Here is an 18,316-nt window from a genome sequence, read left to right on the forward strand (position 1 = left end):
TTCCCCGGCCAGTACTACGACCCGGAATCCGGCCTCCACTACAACGTCTTCCGCCACTACGACCCGGAGACCGGCCGCTACGCCTCCCCGGACCCCCTGGGACTGGCGCCGGCACCCAACCCCGTCACATACGTGGACAACCCGCACCAGTGGACGGACCCGCTCGGCCTGTCCCCGTATAAAGAAGACGGAGGAAACGCGGAGGTCGATCCCCGAAAGCTCGATTACCTGTTCAACAAGGACATCAAACCGAACTCGCATAATTCACCGAGGGCACTCCAGAACGAACTGCAACTCAACCGGATCAGAGTACCGGACACTCCAGAGATGCGGCAATACGTCACCGATCATCCGACTCATTCCGCCCAACAGCGGTTCGGGCGCACATTTACCAATGAGTGGCCCGGCGGAAGTGGTGATTTCGGCGTTACCGAATCCTTACTCTACGGCCCGCACGGAGCACTTGGAGTCAAGAGCACCTGGCAGATTCTGCCGGACGGTGGACGTAGACTCTCCACAGTCATCTTCCGCGGCAGTGGCCCGGGTGTCAGCATTCACGACTAGCCGACCCACTGGCAGCCTCGCAGTGGAAAGTAAAGGCAGACATGTACCGCGAGTTCCTCACCCCCAACGACGATGACGTCTACGAGGCCATCGACGAATGGTCTGATTCAGACGAAAACGGCACACGGGTGCTCACCCTGCAGGACGACTCAGGAAAATCTGTCGTTTTCTCCTACGACGCGCTGGCGAGATCAGTAAGGGTCCGCTGGGTGGACGATCAGGGTGTCGAGATGCTGGATCTCTTTCGCGAAGGTGCGACGCGCCTTTCCTTCGCCTCGGGGCAGACAGTCAAACAAATTTTCATCGACTTCCATACGGGCGAGTGCGCGGGCACCATGGAAATCCTGGTGACACCCCACTTTTCGGTGAGCGACCGCCTTCTGTTCCAGTAGGAAGAACTTCCCTTTCTCCGCAGCCGGAAGGGAACAACGTTCCGGCCCTCGTCCGACGACCCGCGCCCCAAGGACCCGTCCCCGTTCCGGGACCACATCGACATCGCGCGCCCCTCCGGGCCCCACGGAACGAGGTCTGAGCTCCGACGCGTCAGCCCGCCGGTCCCGCAGCCCGGGTCCCCGTCACCACGGTCGCGTACCGCTCCTCGCAGGAGTCGACGCGCGCCACGAGCCCACTGTCCGCCAGGACCCCTGCGGCGCGTTCCGCCTGCCGCTCGCTCGTCTCGGCGAGAAGGCTGCCGCCCGGGGCCAGCCAGTGGGGGGCCTCGGCGGCGACCCGGCGCAGGACGTCGAGGCCGTCGCCGCCGCCGTCGAGCGCGACGAGCGGTTCGTGGACACGGGCCTCGGCGGGCAGCAGGGCGACGTCGCCGGTCGGTACGTACGGCACATTGGCGAGCAGCACGTCCACCCGCCCGCGCAGGGTGCCGGGCAGGGGGGCGAAGAGGTCGCCCTCGTAGACCCGGCCCCGGTCCCCGAGGTTGCGCCGGGCGCAGCGTACGGCGGCGGGCTCGACGTCGGCGGCGTGGAGTTCGACCCGGTCCAGGGCGGCGGCGAGCGCGGTGCCGAGCGCGCCGGAGCCGCAGCACAGGTCCACGACGACGGCCGGGTCGGGTGCGAGGGCGGCGGCCCGGTCGATCAGGAACTCGGTGCGGCGGCGGGGTACGAACACGCCGGGGTCCACGGCGATCCGCAGCCCGTTGAACTCGGCCCAGCCGAGGACGTGTTCCAGGGGGTGACCGGCGGCGCGGCGCTCCGCCATGGCGGTGAGTTCGGCGGGGCCGGCGGCGGTGGCGGCGATGAGAGCGGCCTCGTCCTCGGCGAAGACACAGCCGGCCGAGCGGAGGGTGGTGACGAGGGAGGAGAGGTCGGACGGTGACAACGGGACCGGCATGGTGCGGAGCCTTTCGGAGGAACGCCGAGGGGTGCTCCGCGGCCGGTCAGGTCCGGTCGGCCACGCGATCGCTGGGGGTGAGCACCCCGGTCGATACAGCGGTAATGGGTCCCACCTCCTTGGTCATGTCCCCGTGCGGGGATGCGAAAGACTACCCCAGATCCGCTCAGCGCTTCCGGGGCCGGTAGTCGTTGCCGCCGTCCACGAGGCGGTTGTGAACGGCGATCGACCTGTTGGCGGCGCGGATGTCCCGTATCTCCGCGCTGTGGTGCCGTTCGATCTGCTGGCCGTCGAAGTTCTCCGTACGGCGTCGGCGCTGCTGCAACGTCAGCTTCACGATCAAAAGGACGATCGTGCCCAGGAGCAGCCCGAGCAGTGTGAGGACCGCGTACATCGTGTCCCTCCCCCATTCCCCCGGTCACGGCCTCGGCGGTCCCCCGTCGGCCGGCCGGTGGGGCACGTGATCTCCACATCATTGTCGGTGATCGACAACGTCCAGTCCAGGCCCCACATCCTTACACCAGCGGACAGCGGGTTCCCGTGTAGATGGTGGGCATGCAGCGGTTGCAGTGGATGCAGCCGGACACGGTTGCCGCGTCGCCGGCGATACGGCGCAGCAGGTCGGGTTCGTGCAGCAGGGCGCGGGCCATGGCGACGAAGTCGAAGCCCTCGGCCATGGCACGGTCCATGCCCTCCCGGTCGGTGATCCCGCCGAGGAGGATCAGCGGCAGGTCCAGGGCGGCCCGAAAGCGGCGGGCGTCCTCCAGCAGATAGAGCGGCCGGTAGGGGTACGTACGGAAGAACGCGCGCCCGAGGGCCCGGATGGCGACGCGTTGCGGGAGCGGGAAGTTGGCCGCGAACTCGGTGACGGGGGCGTCGCCCCGGAAGAGGAACATGGGGTTGAGCAGGGAGCTGCCGGCGGTGAGTTCGAGGGCGTCGACGCTGCCGTCGTCCTGGAGCCAGCGAGCGACCTGAAGGCTCTCCTCCACGGTGATCCCGCCGGGCGCCCCGTCCTTCATGTTCAGTTTCGCGGTGATGGCGAGCCGGTCGCCCAGCACTTCGCGTACGGCCCGCGCGATGTCCAGCGCCACGGTGGCCCTGGCCCGCAGGGACCCGCCGTAGGCGTCGGTACGCCGGTTCAGCCGGGGGCTGAGGAAGGCGCTGGCCAGGTAGTTGTGGCCGAGATGGATCTCCACCGCGTCGAACCCCGCCTCGGCCGCGAGCAGCGCCGCGTCGGCGTGGGCGGTCACCACCCGGGCGATGTCCTCGGCGGTGGCGGCCTTGTTGCGGCGCATGCTGAGCGCGTTGAACCCGCTCATCGGCGCGAGAGAGGCCACCCCGTTGGACCGCCCGTCGGCCACCGGCCCGGCATGCCCTAGCTGAGCGCAGACCGCGGCCCCGGTCCCGTGCACCGCCTCGGTCAGCCTCCGCAACCCGGGCAACGCCTCGCGCCGCATCCACACCTGCCGCCGCTCGGTCCGCCCCTCCGGCGACACCGCGCAGTACGCCACGGTGGTCATCCCGACACCACCCTCGGCGGGGCGCAGGTGGTAGTCGATGAGCTCCTCGGTCACGAGTGCCTCGGGGGCGGCCCCTTCGAAGGTGGCCGCCTTGATGACCCGATTGCGCAACCTCAGCGGCCCCAGCCGGGCCGGGGCCAGCACATCGGGTACGACGCGTTTCTCTCCGCCCGCCATGGGGCGCAGCATGACACGGACCTGACGATTAGTCAGTAACCGTGCGCGACCCCGCCCCGAGCCGCCGGCACGGCAGGGCACGCTCCCTGACACCCCCGTGCCCGTCGGGCTCCACCCGGTACAGCCGGGCCCGGTCCGTGCGCGTCACGGCCTCGACCAGCCGCCCGCCGTCGCCGAAGAGCGCCCCGGCGCCGTCCTCCACCGCCCACCCGGCCGACAGTGCGCCGGCCGCCACCGCGGCCCCGTAGGACGGGCGGCGGCCCGGCTCGCTGTCGTAGTGCGGGCAGACGGATCCGGGCAGGAGGCCCAGCCCGTCGGGAAGGTGGGTCAACGGCCCGAAGGAGTCGGTGTGCGAGCCCTCGGCCCAGCAGTTGGCGCCCGCGCTGATCCCGCACAGCAGCACTCCGCGCTCGTACGCCTCGCGCATCAGCCGGTCCACTCCGTGCGTACGCCAGACGGCCAGCAGGTTGGCGGTGTTGCCGCCGCCCACGTAAAGGACGTCCTGAGAGAGCAGGAACGCGCGCAGGGCGTCGTCGTCCAATTCCCGCCGGAACAGCTCCAGTACACCGGGTTCGCAGGGGCGCGTCCGAAAGGCGTGGTGGAACCGCGCGATGTACTCGGGAGCATCACCACTGGCCGTCGGCACGAAGCACACCCGTGGCCGCGGCCTCGCCACCCGCCCGAGTACCCAGTCGTCCAGCAGCCCGTCGTCGTCGGCGGAGAACCCGCCTCCGAGCAACGCGATCCGAGGCTCGGCCCCGGCGCTCAACGCACGCCCTCCGCGCCCTCGAAGGTGCGGGCACCGGCCTCCCACCGCAGTCCCGGCGGCCGGGCCCGGCCCGCCACGGACCCGGGCCCCGCGCCCTCGAAGGGCCGCCGCCACACTTGAACACCGCCGGTCCGCGCCATGCCTGCCCTCTTGGTCGGCCACCTCGTCCGGGGGCAGCCACTCGACCGCCGTCCGCTCGTCGGACAGCCTCTCGTACCCGCCTTCGGTGCGACAGCGAAATACCGGTCGCGCGCGCCTCCGGGCTGCGCCCAGGTGCCGCGGCCCAGTCGCGTCCCGCCATCGCTCCCCCTGCCGAAGTCCCCTCCCGGACAGGGGGGTTGGAGCCCGCCCGAAGCGGGTAGCACTAGGCGATGGTCACTATCGCCATCGTGGCTCTGGCATGTTTCGCCATCCCGGCTGCCGCCCTCCTCCTCCTGGCCCCGAGCATCCGGCACCAGAACGAGGCCGACACAGAAGCGGACGAGACCCGCAAGGCACGGGCGACGAAAGCCGGCTGGCGCGTCCTCGAAGACGCCTCCGCCCTTCCGGAGCCGGTGCGTCACAACACCCGAGGCGGTGTGCGGGTCCTGATGCTGGCCCATCGGCGCGCCGAGGACGTCGACATCTGGGCGGTCGCCCGGGAGACGATGGCGTTCGGAGGCGCCCGGCGCCAGTCCCTCTCCGCCCATCTGCTGCCCGTGCACCACATCGAGGACACACCGTCGATGTACGTGACCCTCCGGCGCGGCGGTTCCGCCCCCGCGGCGCAGAACCCTGACCTGTTCGACCGCCGCTACGAGATCGTCTCCGACGACACCGACCGCGCCCACGCGTTCGTGACGGAGGAGATGCGCCTCATGACGCGCCGGCTGAACCTGGACGGCTGGGATCTGGAGCACGGGATGCTGACCGTGTGGTTCGACGGAATGTTCCAACCGGCCTCCCTGCAACGCCGTCTCCTCGGCCTGGCGCGCCTGGCGAAGGCCGTATCCGGCCGGCCGGCCGCCTGACCGGCAGACGCACCGGGAGGACGCCCGGGGGAAGCCGGCCGGCTACGCGCTCTCGGCGCCGGCTCGGCGGAGGTCTCCCGCGCCCTGACCCGGCCCGCCGCGCGGGTGGGGCGGACGTGCCGCGGCCGGCCGGCCGGCGAGGTCGCGGCGGGAGAGCGCACCGGTCTTGCGCATGGCGCGGGCGATGTGCTGCTCCACCGTCCTGGGCGACAGATGGAGGGTCGCGGCGATCTCCCGGTTGGTCAGGCCGGACACAGCGAGCTGAGCCACCTCCGCCTCCCGCGGGGACAGTTCGTCGGCGTGCGAGGGGCGGCCGGGAGGGCGGCCCTTCTTCACCGGCCGCTGTGTGCGCAGCAGGGCTCTTACCCGCGCCGCGTCCCATCCGGCGCCCAGCTCGGTGAAGGTCCGGGCGCAGCTCTCCAGCTCGGCCACCGCCGACGGGGTGGAGAGGCGGCCGGAGCCGGGATCCGGCGGCGTGGCGGTGTCCCCGCCCTGTTCGGCCGGCCCGGCGGGCGCGTCGGTGCCCGCCGCGAGGACACAGCGCGCGGCGCCCTCCGCGGTCAGTGCCCGGCTGTAGGGGCGGGGCATGGCCGCGAACGCCGCCGCGGCCTGCCGGTAGAGCGCGGCGGCTCGGAAAAGCTCGTCCGGCTCCTCCCGGGCGAGCGCTGCCGTCTCGGCCAGAACGGCTCTGCTCCGGATCAGCGCGGCCTGCGCGGCGGGCGCGTCACGATGGCCGAGGCCCTGGGAGAAGGTCCGGACCATGGCGTGCGCGGCGGTTTCATCGCCCGCGCGGGCCACCGCCTCCACAGCCCACGGCAGGAGTTCGCAGCCCCACGTCCACACCCCCTTCCCGGCAAGGGCGGTCCAGGCGGCGCGCGCCTGTTCCGCCGCGGCTTCCACCTCCTGGCGGGCCAGGGCGAGGCGGATCGCGGCACCGGCCGTCGTCGCGGCCAGGGGCACGGGAAGGCTCTCGGCCCGGGTGGCCCCGCGCTGGGACAGCCAGGGCCCCACCTCGCCCCAGTCGCCCTCGGCGAGGGCGAGCAGGCCGCGCACGACGTAGGCGTCGGAGGCGAGGAACGGCATGTCGGCGGTCGCCGCGACGAAGTCCTCGCACCGCCGCGCCAGCCCCTGCCACCGGCCGGTCCACCACTCGTGGAGCAGCCGCGCCCCCAGCGCGGTGTGCTCCTGGTAGGGCGCACCACTGCGTGCGGCCAGATCCAGTCCTTCCGCGAGCAGTTCCTCCCCCCGGTCGTGGAAGCCGAGCCAGACCGCGGAGTTCGCGGCGTTGCACAGGCCGCGTGCCGCCTGCCGGGCGCACGCGGGGTCCGTGTCCTTCCCGGACAGTTCCTCGACCAGCTCCCACGCCCCCGGGTCGGCACAGCTCAGGGCGAGGTCGGCCCGGTTGGCGAGGACCGCTGTGCGCATGGCCTCGTCCCCGGCGGCGTCCGCGACGGAGACGGCCTCGGCCAGCCACTTCCGGCCGGCCTCGATGTGGTTCCCGGGCACGAACGTACTGGACAGTGCCGCCATGGCGCGGGCGGCCAGGCCCGGCCGGACCTCGCGCAGTTCGACGGCGGCGATCTCCAGTGCCTGGTGTCCCTCGGGCCCCCGGCCCATCTGGTTGGCCAGCATCAGGCCCAGGTCGAGCCGCAGCTCGCCGCGGATCGCCGGGGGCAGGGACGCGTCGCGCACGAGCTGTGCGAGCACCTCGACGGTCTGGTCCGAGCGCAGCCCGGTCACCGCGCTGCGGGCGAGGAGCGGTGCGAGACGGGCCCGGCTCCGCGGGGGCGGGCCAGGCATGGCCAGGGTCCTCTCCAGCAGGGTGACGGCCTGCTGGTGCAGGCCGGCCGCCGCCGCGGCCTCGGCCGCCTTCTCCACCGCCGCCAGCCATCTGCCGGTCTCGCCGGCCGCCCGGTGGTGTTCGGCCACTTCCGCCCAGGGCACGGGCTGTCTGCGGCGCAGTACGCCCGCGGCCCGGCCATGCAGGTCCTGGCGGACGGGGCCGGGCACGCAGGCCCGAACGGCCGGGGCGGCCAGCGGGACGGCGAAGCCGTAGTGGCCTTCGGCAGGTTCCGCAAGGGCCGCCTTCTCCAGAGCCGCGAGCAGCGCACCGGCTCCCGCCCCGGGTCCGAGCCCCGACACCGCGATCAGCTCGTCCCGGTGGGCGGGGGCGCCGAGGACGGCGGCCGCCCAGACCACCGGCCGGTGTTCCGGGGGCAGCGCGTGCGTACGGCTCAGTACAAGTTCCGCGAGACGGGTCGGTACGTCGGCCGCCTCCACCTCGGCCGCCGTGCCTGTGAACGCCGGTTGCCGTTCCCTCAGTACGGAGAGGAGGTCGACGACCACCCGGGGCACGCCGCCGCTGAGCTCGTGCAGTCTGCGCACCGCCTCTGCGGTGCAGGGCCCGTTCAGCGCCTCGTCGGCGGCCTGGCGGACGCGTGCCTCGTCCCAGGGCGTCAGCCGGTGCCGGAGCAACCTGAGCCGCGAGGGGTACGTGATCGGCGTGCCGCCCAACGGCATTCCGGGTACGGGCAGTTCCTCGGGCCGGTAGGCCACGGCGGCGGCCGAGCCGGACCCCAGCTCACCGAGGACGCGGCGCAGCCACCGCAGTTCTTCCTCGTCCGCCCGGTGGACGTCGTCCACCAGCCACAGGGCAGGTGCCCGCAGGGTGCCGTCCTCGCCGGGCGGCCCGGCGTCGGCTCCGCACCGCCACCGCACGGTGTGCGGCGTCCCGGGCAGGCCGGCCAGTGCCTGGAGCAGGTGGCTCTTCCCCTCGCCGGCGGCACCTTCGACGTACAGCAGGACCGGTTCGGCGTGCTCGCCCGTGAGGGTGCGGGCCAGGAGCCGCAGAGCGGAACCACGCGTCTCGATCACGTCATCACCCTCGCTACTCGTTCTTCCGGAAGGTGCGGAGACGGCGCGCCGGGCCCTCGCCCCGCCGGGCCCGCACCGTACCAAGGCGGAGGCGGAGGCGGAGGCCGCGGGTGTTCAGTCCGGCCAGCGCCACTCGACGCCATGGACGCCCGGTGCCGACTTCATCGGCAGCAGGTGGGTCGTGTGGAGGCCGTCGAGGGCCGCGAGCTGCCGGCTGGGCTCGGCGCCGAGGTGCCTGCGGTAGTAGTGCCAGCACGTCGCCGGCACGGCCGAGGGGTGGAAGCGGACCTGGAGCAGGTAGGTCTGCAACGGGGTGGTGACGCGGGACTCGTGCTGGTGGGAGACGCCCCCGGTAGCGGCAATGCGGACGGTGTACTCGACGACAGCGGTCTCGTTTCTGGCCAGTGGGCGCCCGAGCGGAATCTCGGCGACCACACAGTTCGGCTCCGGCCGGAACCAGGTGCGCGGAGGCGGTCCCGAGGGAACGGTGACGTCGAACGCGTCGTCCTTCGCCGCGTCCAGGGTGTGGACGACCGTCAGGTGGCGCGCGTTGGTGCGGGCGGCTCTGACCGCGACGGTGACGCGTACCTCGTCCACGAGGCGGTGCTCGTTGACGCGGACCGCCTCGTGGACGACCAGCCGCCGCAGGCCGGCGTTGAGGTGCGGGAAGGCGTCGCCGAGGGCCCTTTCGACGTCGGAGTTCTCGCCGTAGACGCCACGTACGGCGGCCGGGTCGTGGGGTGGGACCCAGCCGCGCGGCCGGCGCCGCAGCAGGGACCGCAGAGCGCCACCCGGCAGGCCGAGGAACGGCTCCAGGGCGTCGACGGCGCGCAGGGACTGCGACCTCTCCGGCTGGCTGCGGCCGCTCTGCCAGTAGCTGAGGGTGGCGACACTGAGGGTGATTCCGTGCGACTTGAGATGATCGCGTACGACCTCCAATGACAGCTCACGCCGCTGGAGAGCCGCCTTGAACGTGGTCGCGAACAACGTGTCCGGGTCGTCGGTGCGGGGAGCGTTCGCCATGGCGTCTTCCAGCGGTGGAGGGTCTGTCTTCGGACGGAGGTCGGGGTTCTGGGCCCGAGGCCCGGGGGCGTCCCCCGGGAAGCAGCCGGGGGCCGCCCGCCCTGTTGCGTGAACGGCCCCCGGCCCTGCCTGCCGCGGATGTGATCAGTTGGTGTTGAGCGTCAGCCCGTAGTACTGAAGGGCGTCGCCGAGGGGCTGGAAGTACGAGGAGCCGCGGGAGTTGACCCCACCGGTGCACTGCTGGTTGGTCGGGCCGCCGGAGGTCATGCCCTGGGCCTGGTTGCCGGAGATGTACGCACCACCGCTGTCACCGCCTTCGACGCAGACGCTGGACGCGCCCAGACCGGTGATCACCGTGTCGGGGCCTCCGTTGAGATCGACGTACGTGACGGTGTTGTTGTACGAGGTGATCGAACCGCAGGTCCAGCCGGTGGTGGCACCGGACTTGCAGATCGCGGAGCCGACGGCCGCCCGGTTGCCGCCGTTGACGGCGATCGTCGAGGTGCTGCCCTGGCCCCAGGTGCCCACAGCGGTGACGATCGAGTGGCCGGAGTTGAGGGTCGCGATGCCCATGTCGACGCTGTTGCTGCCGAGCTTGTAACGGGTCTTGGAGCCTTGGGCGAAGGCCGTTCCGTCGTAGCGCAGGGTGTTCACGACGCAGTGCCCCGCGGTCACCAGGTACTGCCTCCCGGAGCTGTCGTGCGCCCCGTAGCCGACGGAGCACCAGCCGCTGGTGTTGTTGAGCGTCATCTTGCTGCCGGGGTAGATCGCGGTTTTGGCTTCGAGCTGATCCTGGCCGCGCACGATCTCGACGGCCGCGCCCTGTTCGGCGGCCTTGGCGAGGAACGCCTTGGCGGCGGCCCCCCGGTCGTTGTTGACCTTGACGGTCACCTTGTCGGCGGCCAGGTCCACGGACCAGGAAGCCACTCCGGAGGGGACCTTCTTCGCGGCGAGGGCGTCCAGCCGGGACTTGACCTCGTCGAGCGCCGCCTGCCCTCTCGCGGGCACCCGGGCCGCGAGGCCGGCCTTCTCCACCTTGGCCGCCTCGGCCTTGTCGCCGACGTTGACGGTCAGCCTGCCGGAGCCGTCGAAGAAGGCCCCGTCGTCGGCTATGCCGCTCTTCGTGAGCGCGGCCAGCCTGGCCTGCTGGGCGCCCTGCCGGTCCACTCGTTCGGTCGCGGCCTTCTCACTCACACCGAGCGAAGCGGCCAACGCCCGGACCATCTCGGGCTGGTAGCGGGGGGCGGACTCCGTCTCCTGTGCCTGGGCCAGGGTCTGGGTTCCGAGGACTGCCGAGGCCGAGAGCGCGATGCCCAGCGCTGCCATGCGGTACTTACGGGAGTTACGCACGTTGATCCCTTCTGATGGCAGCCAGAAACTCAAGGGGGGTGTACACCGGAATGCACGAACAACGCACCGGCGAAGGCGGTTTCTGGCCGACGGAGAGTCATCGACTCGCCGCGAACGGAACTATTGCCCAGCGATCGAAGGGATTTCAATACGCGTGCGGCGGGAATATTTCTTAACAGAGTCCGCGGCATTCCTGTTGAATGGAAATCAAGCGAAAGGGCGTCACCTGACGCCCTTTCGGGAACGGGTCACGCCCAGCGGTGCCGCCCGCCCCGGACCCTAGAGGAATCGGGCTCGTCGTTACATCAGGAGGGCGGATTCACGTATACGCAGAAAACCCGGCGCACCCAGGGGCTCAGCCGATGGCCCGGGATACGTATGGGTGATTGACCGTTCCGGATATTCGGGAACCGGGCGGCTTCGTACGCCGGCGGAGGCCGGTCAGCGACCGCACGGGCACGAAGACGAGCGGTCGCCGAGGAACGAACCCTCCGCACCACGATCATGGCGGCGGGCCGGGAAACGAGAGCGTGACAACCTCAGAAGCGAGGGAGCGGATGCGGCATGCGACGATGTCAGGATGTCTCGCCGATCACGCTTCCTGTCGTGGACTGCCCCAGCAGCCGTGTCTGCCGTTCTGCTCGGCCTATTCATCTACGCCCAGGACGACAAGGGTGATTCCGAGGTCTTCCCGGCCAACACCGAGGCCACATCACCCGCGGTGGCCCGGACTGTGCGTGAGCACCTTCATCTGTCCCGCCCGTCGGGGAAGGAGAAGACGGTGCGGATGACCGTGGACGGCATCCTGCGCGGACAGCACTACAACTTCGTCGCGGGCACCCTGGACTTCCTTGACGATGAGAGTGAGGTCATCGACAGGGTCCCGTTCCACGACGGGGGTCTGGCCGACGGACCGACAGAGAGTTCGACCAGCGAGCACGTTCCGCACCAGCGCCTCGACGACATCTCCTCGGTCGAGCTTGGACCTGGACTGAAGTTTTCACAGTGGCGTAGCAAGCCGTAGAGCGATGAACGAGGTCGACCGTGACCCATCTGGCGATCTGACCGTAAGACCATCACCACCGCAGTGAACGTCAGCGACATTACCCAGGCCCTCGCCCTCGTCGACGGGATCCCACCGGTGGCCGGGCGTCCGGGCCACCACGACATCTTCCTCCCATTGGCGTGCGGCCTGATCTGTCGGCGGCGACTCAAGAAGACCCACTCGTGATCCTGTTACGAGCTCATGAGGAACTCCGGATCACCCGAGCAGCGCGGGCTGCACATCTTCACGGGGCCGGCCGACACCTGGTCGGACGCCCTCCGCATCACCCGCGAGACCTGCGACACGGCCACAGCCTCGCAGCAGGCGGGCTTCCCGCTCCCCCGCCGGCGCCCGGACGGCCGCGGAGCGCGCGGCCTGCGCCCCGGCTGGGGCTTCGACTTGCCTGCCGCGACCGTGGACACCTGGCCGTACGGAGGGACGAACGCGGCAACGCGTTTCTGGCCTTCTGACCGACTCCGCCTTTTTCTACGTATCCGTAAATCGGCGGTCCGTATGGAATCGGCAGCGATTCACTCCCTAGAATTTCGACGAAGCCCGAAAGGCCACCATGCAGGCGGGAACGGTTCATCCACAGATGATTCCCGGTTCCGGCCCGGCTCCGGTGCCGGCGATTCGAAGACCACCACCCCTTCGAAGCCACTGCCACCGATCAGGCCATGGGCCGCGGCGAGAAAGCCCGCCGCGGCCCATGGTTCTTGGCGCAGACGCGTCGAGCGATCCGGGACGACGCCGACCCGCCCGGTACAACTGGCGAAGGCCGGGTCCGGGGCAGCCCGCGACACAACCACCGCCTCTTCGCGACGCGTCCGGGAGGCTGGGCAAACGTCGTGCCGTCGTGCGTGCGCACCTGCGGCGTACCGCCCAGAAGGGCATCGGCGACCCGGACCGCGTAGACCTCGGTCATGCGGCCGGCCACCTCGTCCGGAGTCAGCCACTCGACTGCCGTTGATTCAGCGGACAGTTGCTCGTATCCGCCTTCGGTGCGGCAACGGAAGACCAGGGCGACCATGCCGCGCGACGTATTCTTGTAGACACCGGTCAACCGGTCCACCCGCACCTCGATGCCGGTCTCCTCATAAACCTCGCGCCGGGCACCGTCCTCCGGAGCCTCGGCCAGTTCGAGCACACCCCCGGGCGGTTCCCAGGCCCCGTTGTCGGCCCGCCTGATCACCAATACCCGGCCGTCCTCCCGGACGACGACTCCGGCCACGGAAACGGAGTGGAGCGGTAGTGACGGGGTCTCCTGGCGGTTGTTACTCCCGTACGGGAGTCAAGCATCCCCCCTGTGGTCCCGGTGGCCCGCCGGCCGGCACACCTGACAGGACGCCTGCCCGGAAGAGCGTCCGGGGCAGGGCGACAATGAATCCCATGGGCCCCCTGCTGCACCTCGACCGCACGCTCGATGAGCTTGACCCGCCCCGCTGGGCGGCACCTCCCTCCGATGCGACCCGGTTGGTCCGCACGGTGCATGAGTTGCGGCGCGTTCCGCTGGGCGAACTCCGCCCGGCGGACCTGCGCACGCTCGTCTCCCAGCAGGTGGCGTTGCCGTTCGTTCTCCCTCTCGCAGTAAGGCTGTTGGTGGAGGAGCCGCTGCTCGACGCCTACTTCTACGAGGGCGACCTGCTGCTCGCCACCGTGAACGTGCCTGCGTCGGCCTGGGCTCTGCTGCCGGAGCCGGGAGCCCAGTTGCGTACCGCCATCGCGGCCCTGCCGGAGGCGGCAGTCGCCGAGCTGCCACGCGGCGCCGCCGAGGAGGTCGCCCGCTTCGTCGCCGGGCCCGAATCGCTGAGCCGACTGCGCCAATCCGCTGCCAAGACCCGACGTCGCCGTTCAGAGCGGGGAGTTGGGGACGCTCAGAGCGGGTAACACTATGCGATGGTCACCACCACCATCGTGGCTCCGGCATGTTCGCGATCGCGGCTTCCCTCCTCGCCCACCTGCGACCCGTACAACACGTCGAGGACACACCGAAGACGCACGTGGTCATCCGGAGGACCGGCCCCGCCCCGGCGGCACAGGAACCCGCCCCGTTCGACCGGGCCACCCTGCTACGCCACGAACCGCCGCACGGAACCGGCCCTCACCGCACGGCTTCGATGGCCTCGAAGATGTCGGCATCGGTCTCCTGCTGCCAACCCGGCAGCTCGGCCCAGTCCGCGACGTATCCGGGCTTCGGGTCCTCGAAGTGCTTGTACATCTGGGCCGTCCAGCACAGGGCGACGAACCGCCCCTTCTGCTCCCGCGACAGCCGCGCCGCCTGCCCACCACTCACCGCGAGGAACTGCCGCACCTGCTCGTACACGGCACCCGCCGCCTCCCGCTCCCACTGCGGGGTGTCGTCCCACGGCGTGACGTACCCGGCCTTCGGCTCCCCGGGAAAGTGCCGCCGCACACCGGCGATCCAGCTCTCCCGGAACAACCGCGCCCCTTCGGTCTGTGACATAACCACGCCTCTCCTCACAGTGTGTTGAGCACGCCGATTTCCGCCCTCAGCTCTGCCACACGCCGGTCGCGGCTCAAGGACCCGAACTCGTCGCACAGGGCTTGGAGTCTACGGGCGACATACCCGGACCCCGAGGCGCGCGCCAGGCCGACAGCCTCGTTTCCGTACGCGATCACCTGGTCCGGATCGCGCCGTTTCGCGCCGACGGCGGCCAGGTCGACAAGCACGGCGGCCCGTCGCCGGTAGGACTGCCCGGAGGCCAAAGCCGTTTGCTTGAGGGCCTCCTGCAAAGCCTGCTCCGCCAATTCCACACGACCGAGCTGCACGTATCGGGAGCCTCGCTCCTCCATGAGCCGCGCCCCGTCGAACCTCAGCCATCCGCCGCTGATGCCGCGCCCCGTCAAGTCCCGCACGCGCTCCGCCTGGTCCATCGCCCGCTCGCAGGCGCCCAGATCACCGAGACCGGCGTACGCCTCAGCCTGGACCGACGCGACCCAATGGCGCGTCGAAAGGTGAGTGTCGCCCCGTTCCGCCAGCCTCGCAGCGGCCCCGAGCATCTGTGCAGCCTGCCGATAGCGCCGCTCCGACATGTCGACGTAGGCGTGCCGAACGAGCGCACACGCCCATAGGTCGTACGCATCGGCGTCCTTGCTGACCGATGCCGCCAATGAGTACGAAGCTGCCGCGTCGGCGTACTTGCTGCCGTCGAAGGCCACCTCTCCGGCGAGCTGAAACAGGTCGGCCGCTGCGTTCAGCAGCGGACGGGGGCTCCCACGGTGCCCGGCGAGAGCCTCGGTAAGGGCCATCAGCTGGTCCCGGACAACGGGGTAGACAGATCCTTTGGAACGGGCCAGTTGATAAACCTGCCACAGATGGCCGTTCATGCGTGCGAAGTCGGCCGGCTCTCCTCGGCGTACGCCGTCGACGAGAGCCTCGGCCTCTTCCGCCGGCAGGGCGGTCAGGGCCCCGCTGATGGTCAGTATCCGAAGGAATTCACGGCGAATCATTTCGTCGGAGTCTCCCGCGTCGTGGGATTGTGCGGACTGGTGCCCGACCGCCTTCTGCCTTGCGACTCGCGGCGGCAGCAGAAAGCCATCCAGTTCATGGAGGCTGACCTCCAGCGCTAAAGCCAGGCGTCGTCTCTGGGCGGGCTGCGGCTGGATTGTGCCCCTCTCCCAGCGCCCGACCGTCGTACGGTCCACGCCCACCAGCTCAGCCAGTTTCTCCTGACTGTAGCCCAGCGTCCTGCGCCGCTCCGCCAGCCCCATGGCGCCTCCCTCACTCCGACTCCGACCGGCTCCGCGCCATGCCCGAATCTGCATCAAGAGTGCCGCATCGATGCCGTGGAGACCTGCGATTTCGCGCGATTTCCTGGTTGTCGAGCAGGACGGACGCACGGCCTCACCAAGGAGTTCAATCATGACCACGGGAAGAGAATCCCTGATGCAAGGGCTGGAACGCCGCACCCCAGCGCGGGACCAGGACACCGACACACGTGTCGTCATGACGCTCAGGGTCTCTCGCGACTCCGGCCGGACATGGGGGCCGAGGAGGGACGTGCGGGCGGGCAACGACCGGGGGGTGCCCGTCGGCTCCTGGATGTTCCCGCCGTGCACGTGCCCGCGCTGCGCCGGCCGCTCCATCCGAACGGCGCTGTGATGCGGTGCACGCTCTGGCACCGGGTGCCCGTGACCCTCGCGGTCGAAGCCCGCCGCATGGCGGTGTCCGGTTGCATCGACTCAGCCGTGCAGTGCCAACTCCCCGGCCACTCCCACGGCTCGCACTACGCGCTCCTTGACGAGGCCGGCCCCGACACGGCTCTGTGGCTCCGGTGGAACGGCACCGAAGTCGAGCTTCGCGTCCTCGCGGACTGTACGTCCATCGCCCCCCGCCACGACGGGGACGCCTGCTGCCTGTTCTCCGGCCACGCCGACCGGCATACGTGGGAGGACGTCCGTCCGCAAGAAGAGGCGAGATTCACACAGGGCGACCATCCATGTCACGGGCCCTCTGTTACCCCTCAACCGGACGCTTGATGAGCTGGTTTCGCCTGGGCAAGCCGCGGCCGGCGGATCTGCGCGAGCTCACCCCTCAGGACGGCTCCTGCGGACGCGCCTTCGAGCCAGCGGCCGTTCCGGGGCGCCCCCGGTCGGCGACACCCACAAGCCCCCTCAGCGAAACTCGTGCACCACCTGAATCCCACCCACGATATGCGCGTTGAAATCATCCAACTCCTCCGCCGGGACCCAAAGTTCCAGGATCGTCCGCCCGCCCGCCTGTTGTACGGGGTACCTGCTCAGGAAGTCCGACTCGACCTCGAAGCGGGTGACGTAGCCGACGCCGCTGTGCTTCACGTTCCAGTCGCGCGCGATACGGATCGCGTAGTCCTCGTTGAGGACCGGGTAGAAGATCGGCTGCTCGGGGAGCCTGGGCGGCCAGGCTCGCCAGTTCAGTTCGCGCACCAGGTCCAGCTCCTCGGGACCGGTGGGGCGCCACAGGGTCGTCGTTGCTTGTCGGCCGGTCATGTGGGCGGACGTTACCGGCCCCGGAATCGCGGCGGCCACGCGATTTCGGGGACCCGGCGCCGGGTACGCGAACGGCCCGGGGCCGGCGGTCGCCCGCCGACGGCCCCGGGCCGTTCGTCCAGCCTGCCCGTCGTTACAGCACCGGCAGCAGGTTCTTCAGCTCGAAGGCCGTGACCTCGCTGCGGTACTCCTCCCACTCGCGCTTCTTGTTGCGGAGGAAGAAATCGAAGACGTGCTCGCCGAGGGTTTCGGCGACCAGCTCGCTCTTCTCCATGAGGGAGATCGCCTCGCCCAGGTTCTGCGGGAGGGGTTCGATGCCCATCGCGCGGCGTTCCGCGTCGGAGAGGGCCCAGACGTCGTCGTCGGCGCCGGCCGGGAGTTCGTAGCCTTCCTCGATGCCCTTGAGGCCGGCGGCGAGGAGGACCGCGTAGGTGAGGTAGGGGTTCGCGCCGGAGTCGATGGAGCGGACCTCGACGCGGGCCGAGCCGGTCTTGCCGGGCTTGTACATCGGGACGCGGATCAGCGCGGAGCGGTTGTTGTGGCCCCAGCAGATGTACGAGGGGGCCTCGCCGCCGGCGCCCGCCGCGCGGGAGGAGCCGCCCCAGATGCGCTTGTAGGAGTTGACCCACTGGTTGGTGACGGCGGAGATCTCCGCCGCGTGCCGGAGCAGGCCCGCGATGAAGGAGCGGCCGACCTTGGAGAGCTGGTACTCCGCGCCGGACTCGTAGAAGGCGTTGCGGTCGCCCTCGAAGAGGGAGAGGTGGGTGTGCATGCCCGAGCCGGGGTACTCCGAGAACGGCTTCGGCATGAACGTCGCCTGCACGCCCTGCTCCAGCGCGACCTGCTTCATGACCAGGCGGAAGGTCATGATGTTGTCGGCCGTCGAAAGCGCGTCCGCGTACCGCAGGTCGATCTCCTGCTGGCCGGGCGCGCCCTCGTGGTGGCTGAACTCGACCGAGATGCCCATGGATTCGAGCATGGTGATGGCCTGGCGGCGGAAGTCCATGCCGACGTTCTGCGGGGTGTGGTCGAAGTAGCCGGAGCTGTCGGCGGGGGTGGGCCGGGTGCCGTCGACCGGCTTGTCCTTCAGGAGGAAGAACTCGATCTCCGGGTGGGTGTAGAAGGTGAAGCCCAGGTCGGAGGTCTTGGCCAGGATGCGCTTGAGCACGTACCGCGGGTCGGCGAAGGACGGCGAGCCGTCCGGCATCAGGATGTCGCAGAACATACGGGCCGTGCCCGGGGCCTCCGCGCGCCACGGCAGGATCTGGAACGTGCCCGGGTCCGGCTTGGCGATCATGTCCGACTCGTACACCCGGGCGAAGCCCTCGATGGCGGAGCCGTCGAAGCCGATGCCCTCGTCGAACGCCTGTTCCAGCTCGGCGGGGGCGACGGCCACGGACTTGAGGTAACCGAGGACATCGGTGAACCACAGCCGTACGAACCGGATGTCGCGCTCCTCAAGGGTCCTGAGGACGAATTCCTGCTGCTTGTCCATAGCCACATCCTTGCAGTTCAGACGGTCTGTGCTCCACCTCCCGGGGCTGGGGAGAGACTCCAGTATCGCGACCCCGGATTTCCCCCAGATTACGCACCCGACGTGACGTGGAGCACCCGGCCACCCACTACGATCGGCGCCCATGGTGCGAGCAGG

Annotated in this window: 16 protein-coding genes and 1 pseudogene; 5 read left to right on the plus strand and 12 right to left on the minus strand. The window is 70.2% G+C overall.

Features of this window, described 5'->3' with window-relative positions; all coding sequences use genetic code 11:
- Positions 1–564: RHS repeat-associated core domain-containing protein (locus tag B082_RS38555; protein WP_275942402.1), on the plus strand; the 564-nt coding region annotated here is incomplete at its 5' end.
- A gap of 41 nt (positions 565–605) precedes the next feature.
- Complete coding sequence (locus B082_RS0134120; protein WP_018556258.1) at positions 606–956, plus strand: hypothetical protein; 351 nt, start codon at positions 606–608, stop codon at positions 954–956.
- 151 nt (positions 957–1,107) lie between these two features.
- Here the strand turns inward: B082_RS0134120 and B082_RS0134125 are convergent, their stop codons facing one another.
- From B082_RS0134125 to B082_RS0134140, 4 genes are all read right to left on the minus strand, one after another.
- The gene (locus B082_RS0134125) at positions 1,108–1,908 is read right to left on the minus strand and encodes a putative protein N(5)-glutamine methyltransferase (protein WP_018556259.1); all 801 of its coding nucleotides are present in this window, start codon (positions 1,906–1,908) and stop codon (positions 1,108–1,110) included.
- Between the two features lie 166 nt (positions 1,909–2,074).
- Positions 2,075–2,302, minus strand: coding sequence for a hypothetical protein (locus B082_RS0134130; protein WP_018556260.1), 228 nt, complete (start codon positions 2,300–2,302; stop codon positions 2,075–2,077).
- Positions 2,303–2,423: 121 nt separating this feature from the next.
- On the minus strand, positions 2,424–3,605 hold the full coding sequence (locus B082_RS0134135; RefSeq protein ID WP_026250472.1) for an NADH:flavin oxidoreductase: 1,182 nt from the start codon (positions 3,603–3,605) through the stop codon (positions 2,424–2,426).
- A gap of 28 nt (positions 3,606–3,633) precedes the next feature.
- Positions 3,634–4,374 (minus strand): peptidase E, encoded by a 741-nt coding sequence (locus B082_RS0134140; protein ID WP_018556262.1) that lies wholly within the window; start codon positions 4,372–4,374, stop codon positions 3,634–3,636.
- Positions 4,375–4,763: 389 nt separating this feature from the next.
- Between B082_RS0134140 and B082_RS0134145 the strand changes: the two genes are divergently transcribed.
- Positions 4,764–5,384, plus strand: coding sequence for a hypothetical protein (locus tag B082_RS0134145; protein ID WP_158688929.1), 621 nt, complete (start codon positions 4,764–4,766; stop codon positions 5,382–5,384).
- A gap of 42 nt (positions 5,385–5,426) precedes the next feature.
- Here the strand turns inward: B082_RS0134145 and B082_RS0134150 are convergent, their stop codons facing one another.
- The 3 genes from B082_RS0134150 to B082_RS0134165 form a co-directional block, all read right to left on the minus strand.
- Positions 5,427–8,258, minus strand: a complete 2,832-nt coding sequence (locus tag B082_RS0134150) for a LuxR C-terminal-related transcriptional regulator (protein WP_018556264.1) — start codon at positions 8,256–8,258, stop codon at positions 5,427–5,429.
- 114 nt (positions 8,259–8,372) lie between these two features.
- Positions 8,373–9,281 (minus strand): hypothetical protein, encoded by a 909-nt coding sequence (locus tag B082_RS0134160; RefSeq protein ID WP_018556266.1) that lies wholly within the window; start codon positions 9,279–9,281, stop codon positions 8,373–8,375.
- Between the two features lie 144 nt (positions 9,282–9,425).
- Entirely contained in the window at positions 9,426–10,607 is a 1,182-nt protein-coding gene (locus tag B082_RS0134165) for a S1 family peptidase (RefSeq protein ID WP_018556267.1), read from the minus strand.
- A gap of 649 nt (positions 10,608–11,256) precedes the next feature.
- Between B082_RS0134165 and B082_RS0134170 the strand changes: the two genes are divergently transcribed.
- Positions 11,257–11,655, plus strand: coding sequence for a hypothetical protein (locus B082_RS0134170; protein WP_018556268.1), 399 nt, complete (start codon positions 11,257–11,259; stop codon positions 11,653–11,655).
- A gap of 871 nt (positions 11,656–12,526) precedes the next feature.
- Here the strand turns inward: B082_RS0134170 and B082_RS37310 are convergent.
- A pseudogene (locus B082_RS37310) lies at positions 12,527–12,907 on the minus strand (NUDIX hydrolase); the annotation flags it as partial.
- A 158-nt stretch (positions 12,908–13,065) separates the two neighbouring features.
- Between B082_RS37310 and B082_RS37315 the strand changes: the two are divergent.
- Complete coding sequence (locus tag B082_RS37315) at positions 13,066–13,563, plus strand: contact-dependent growth inhibition system immunity protein (RefSeq protein WP_018556271.1); 498 nt, start codon at positions 13,066–13,068, stop codon at positions 13,561–13,563.
- Between the two features lie 214 nt (positions 13,564–13,777).
- Here the strand turns inward: B082_RS37315 and B082_RS0134190 are convergent, their stop codons facing one another.
- The 4 genes from B082_RS0134190 to glnA form a co-directional block, all read right to left on the minus strand.
- Positions 13,778–14,140: a hypothetical protein gene (locus tag B082_RS0134190; RefSeq protein ID WP_018556272.1), complete on the minus strand. Its 363-nt coding sequence runs from the start codon at positions 14,138–14,140 to the stop codon at positions 13,778–13,780.
- A gap of 14 nt (positions 14,141–14,154) precedes the next feature.
- On the minus strand, positions 14,155–15,408 hold the full coding sequence (locus tag B082_RS0134195) for a helix-turn-helix transcriptional regulator (RefSeq protein ID WP_018556273.1): 1,254 nt from the start codon (positions 15,406–15,408) through the stop codon (positions 14,155–14,157).
- A 903-nt stretch (positions 15,409–16,311) separates the two neighbouring features.
- Complete coding sequence (locus B082_RS0134205; protein WP_026250474.1) at positions 16,312–16,665, minus strand: hypothetical protein; 354 nt, start codon at positions 16,663–16,665, stop codon at positions 16,312–16,314.
- A gap of 133 nt (positions 16,666–16,798) precedes the next feature.
- Complete coding sequence (glnA, locus tag B082_RS0134210; RefSeq protein WP_018556277.1) at positions 16,799–18,160, minus strand: type I glutamate--ammonia ligase; 1,362 nt, start codon at positions 18,158–18,160, stop codon at positions 16,799–16,801.
- Between the last annotated feature and the right edge of the window lie 156 nt (positions 18,161–18,316).

Source organism: Streptomyces sp. ATexAB-D23 (assembly GCF_000373645.1).
Classification (GTDB): Bacteria; Actinomycetota; Actinomycetes; order Streptomycetales; family Streptomycetaceae; genus Streptomyces; species Streptomyces castrisilvae.

Coding starts and splice junctions, on each gene's coding strand:
- B082_RS0134120 (WP_018556258.1), top strand. CDS start 606: ATGTACCGCGAGTTCCTCACCCCCAACGACGATGACGTCTACGAGGCC.
- B082_RS0134125 (WP_018556259.1), bottom strand. CDS start 1,908: ATGCCGGTCCCGTTGTCACCGTCCGACCTCTCCTCCCTCGTCACCACC.
- B082_RS0134130 (WP_018556260.1), bottom strand. CDS start 2,302: ATGTACGCGGTCCTCACACTGCTCGGGCTGCTCCTGGGCACGATCGTC.
- B082_RS0134135 (WP_026250472.1), bottom strand. CDS start 3,605: ATGGCGGGCGGAGAGAAACGCGTCGTACCCGATGTGCTGGCCCCGGCC.
- B082_RS0134160 (WP_018556266.1), bottom strand. CDS start 9,281: ATGGCGAACGCTCCCCGCACCGACGACCCGGACACGTTGTTCGCGACC.
- B082_RS0134165 (WP_018556267.1), bottom strand. CDS start 10,607: ATGGCAGCGCTGGGCATCGCGCTCTCGGCCTCGGCAGTCCTCGGAACC.
- B082_RS37315 (WP_018556271.1), top strand. CDS start 13,066: ATGGGCCCCCTGCTGCACCTCGACCGCACGCTCGATGAGCTTGACCCG.
- B082_RS0134190 (WP_018556272.1), bottom strand. CDS start 14,140: ATGTCACAGACCGAAGGGGCGCGGTTGTTCCGGGAGAGCTGGATCGCC.
- B082_RS0134195 (WP_018556273.1), bottom strand. CDS start 15,408: ATGGGGCTGGCGGAGCGGCGCAGGACGCTGGGCTACAGTCAGGAGAAA.
- B082_RS0134205 (WP_026250474.1), bottom strand. CDS start 16,665: ATGACCGGCCGACAAGCAACGACGACCCTGTGGCGCCCCACCGGTCCC.
- glnA (WP_018556277.1), bottom strand. CDS start 18,160: ATGGACAAGCAGCAGGAATTCGTCCTCAGGACCCTTGAGGAGCGCGAC.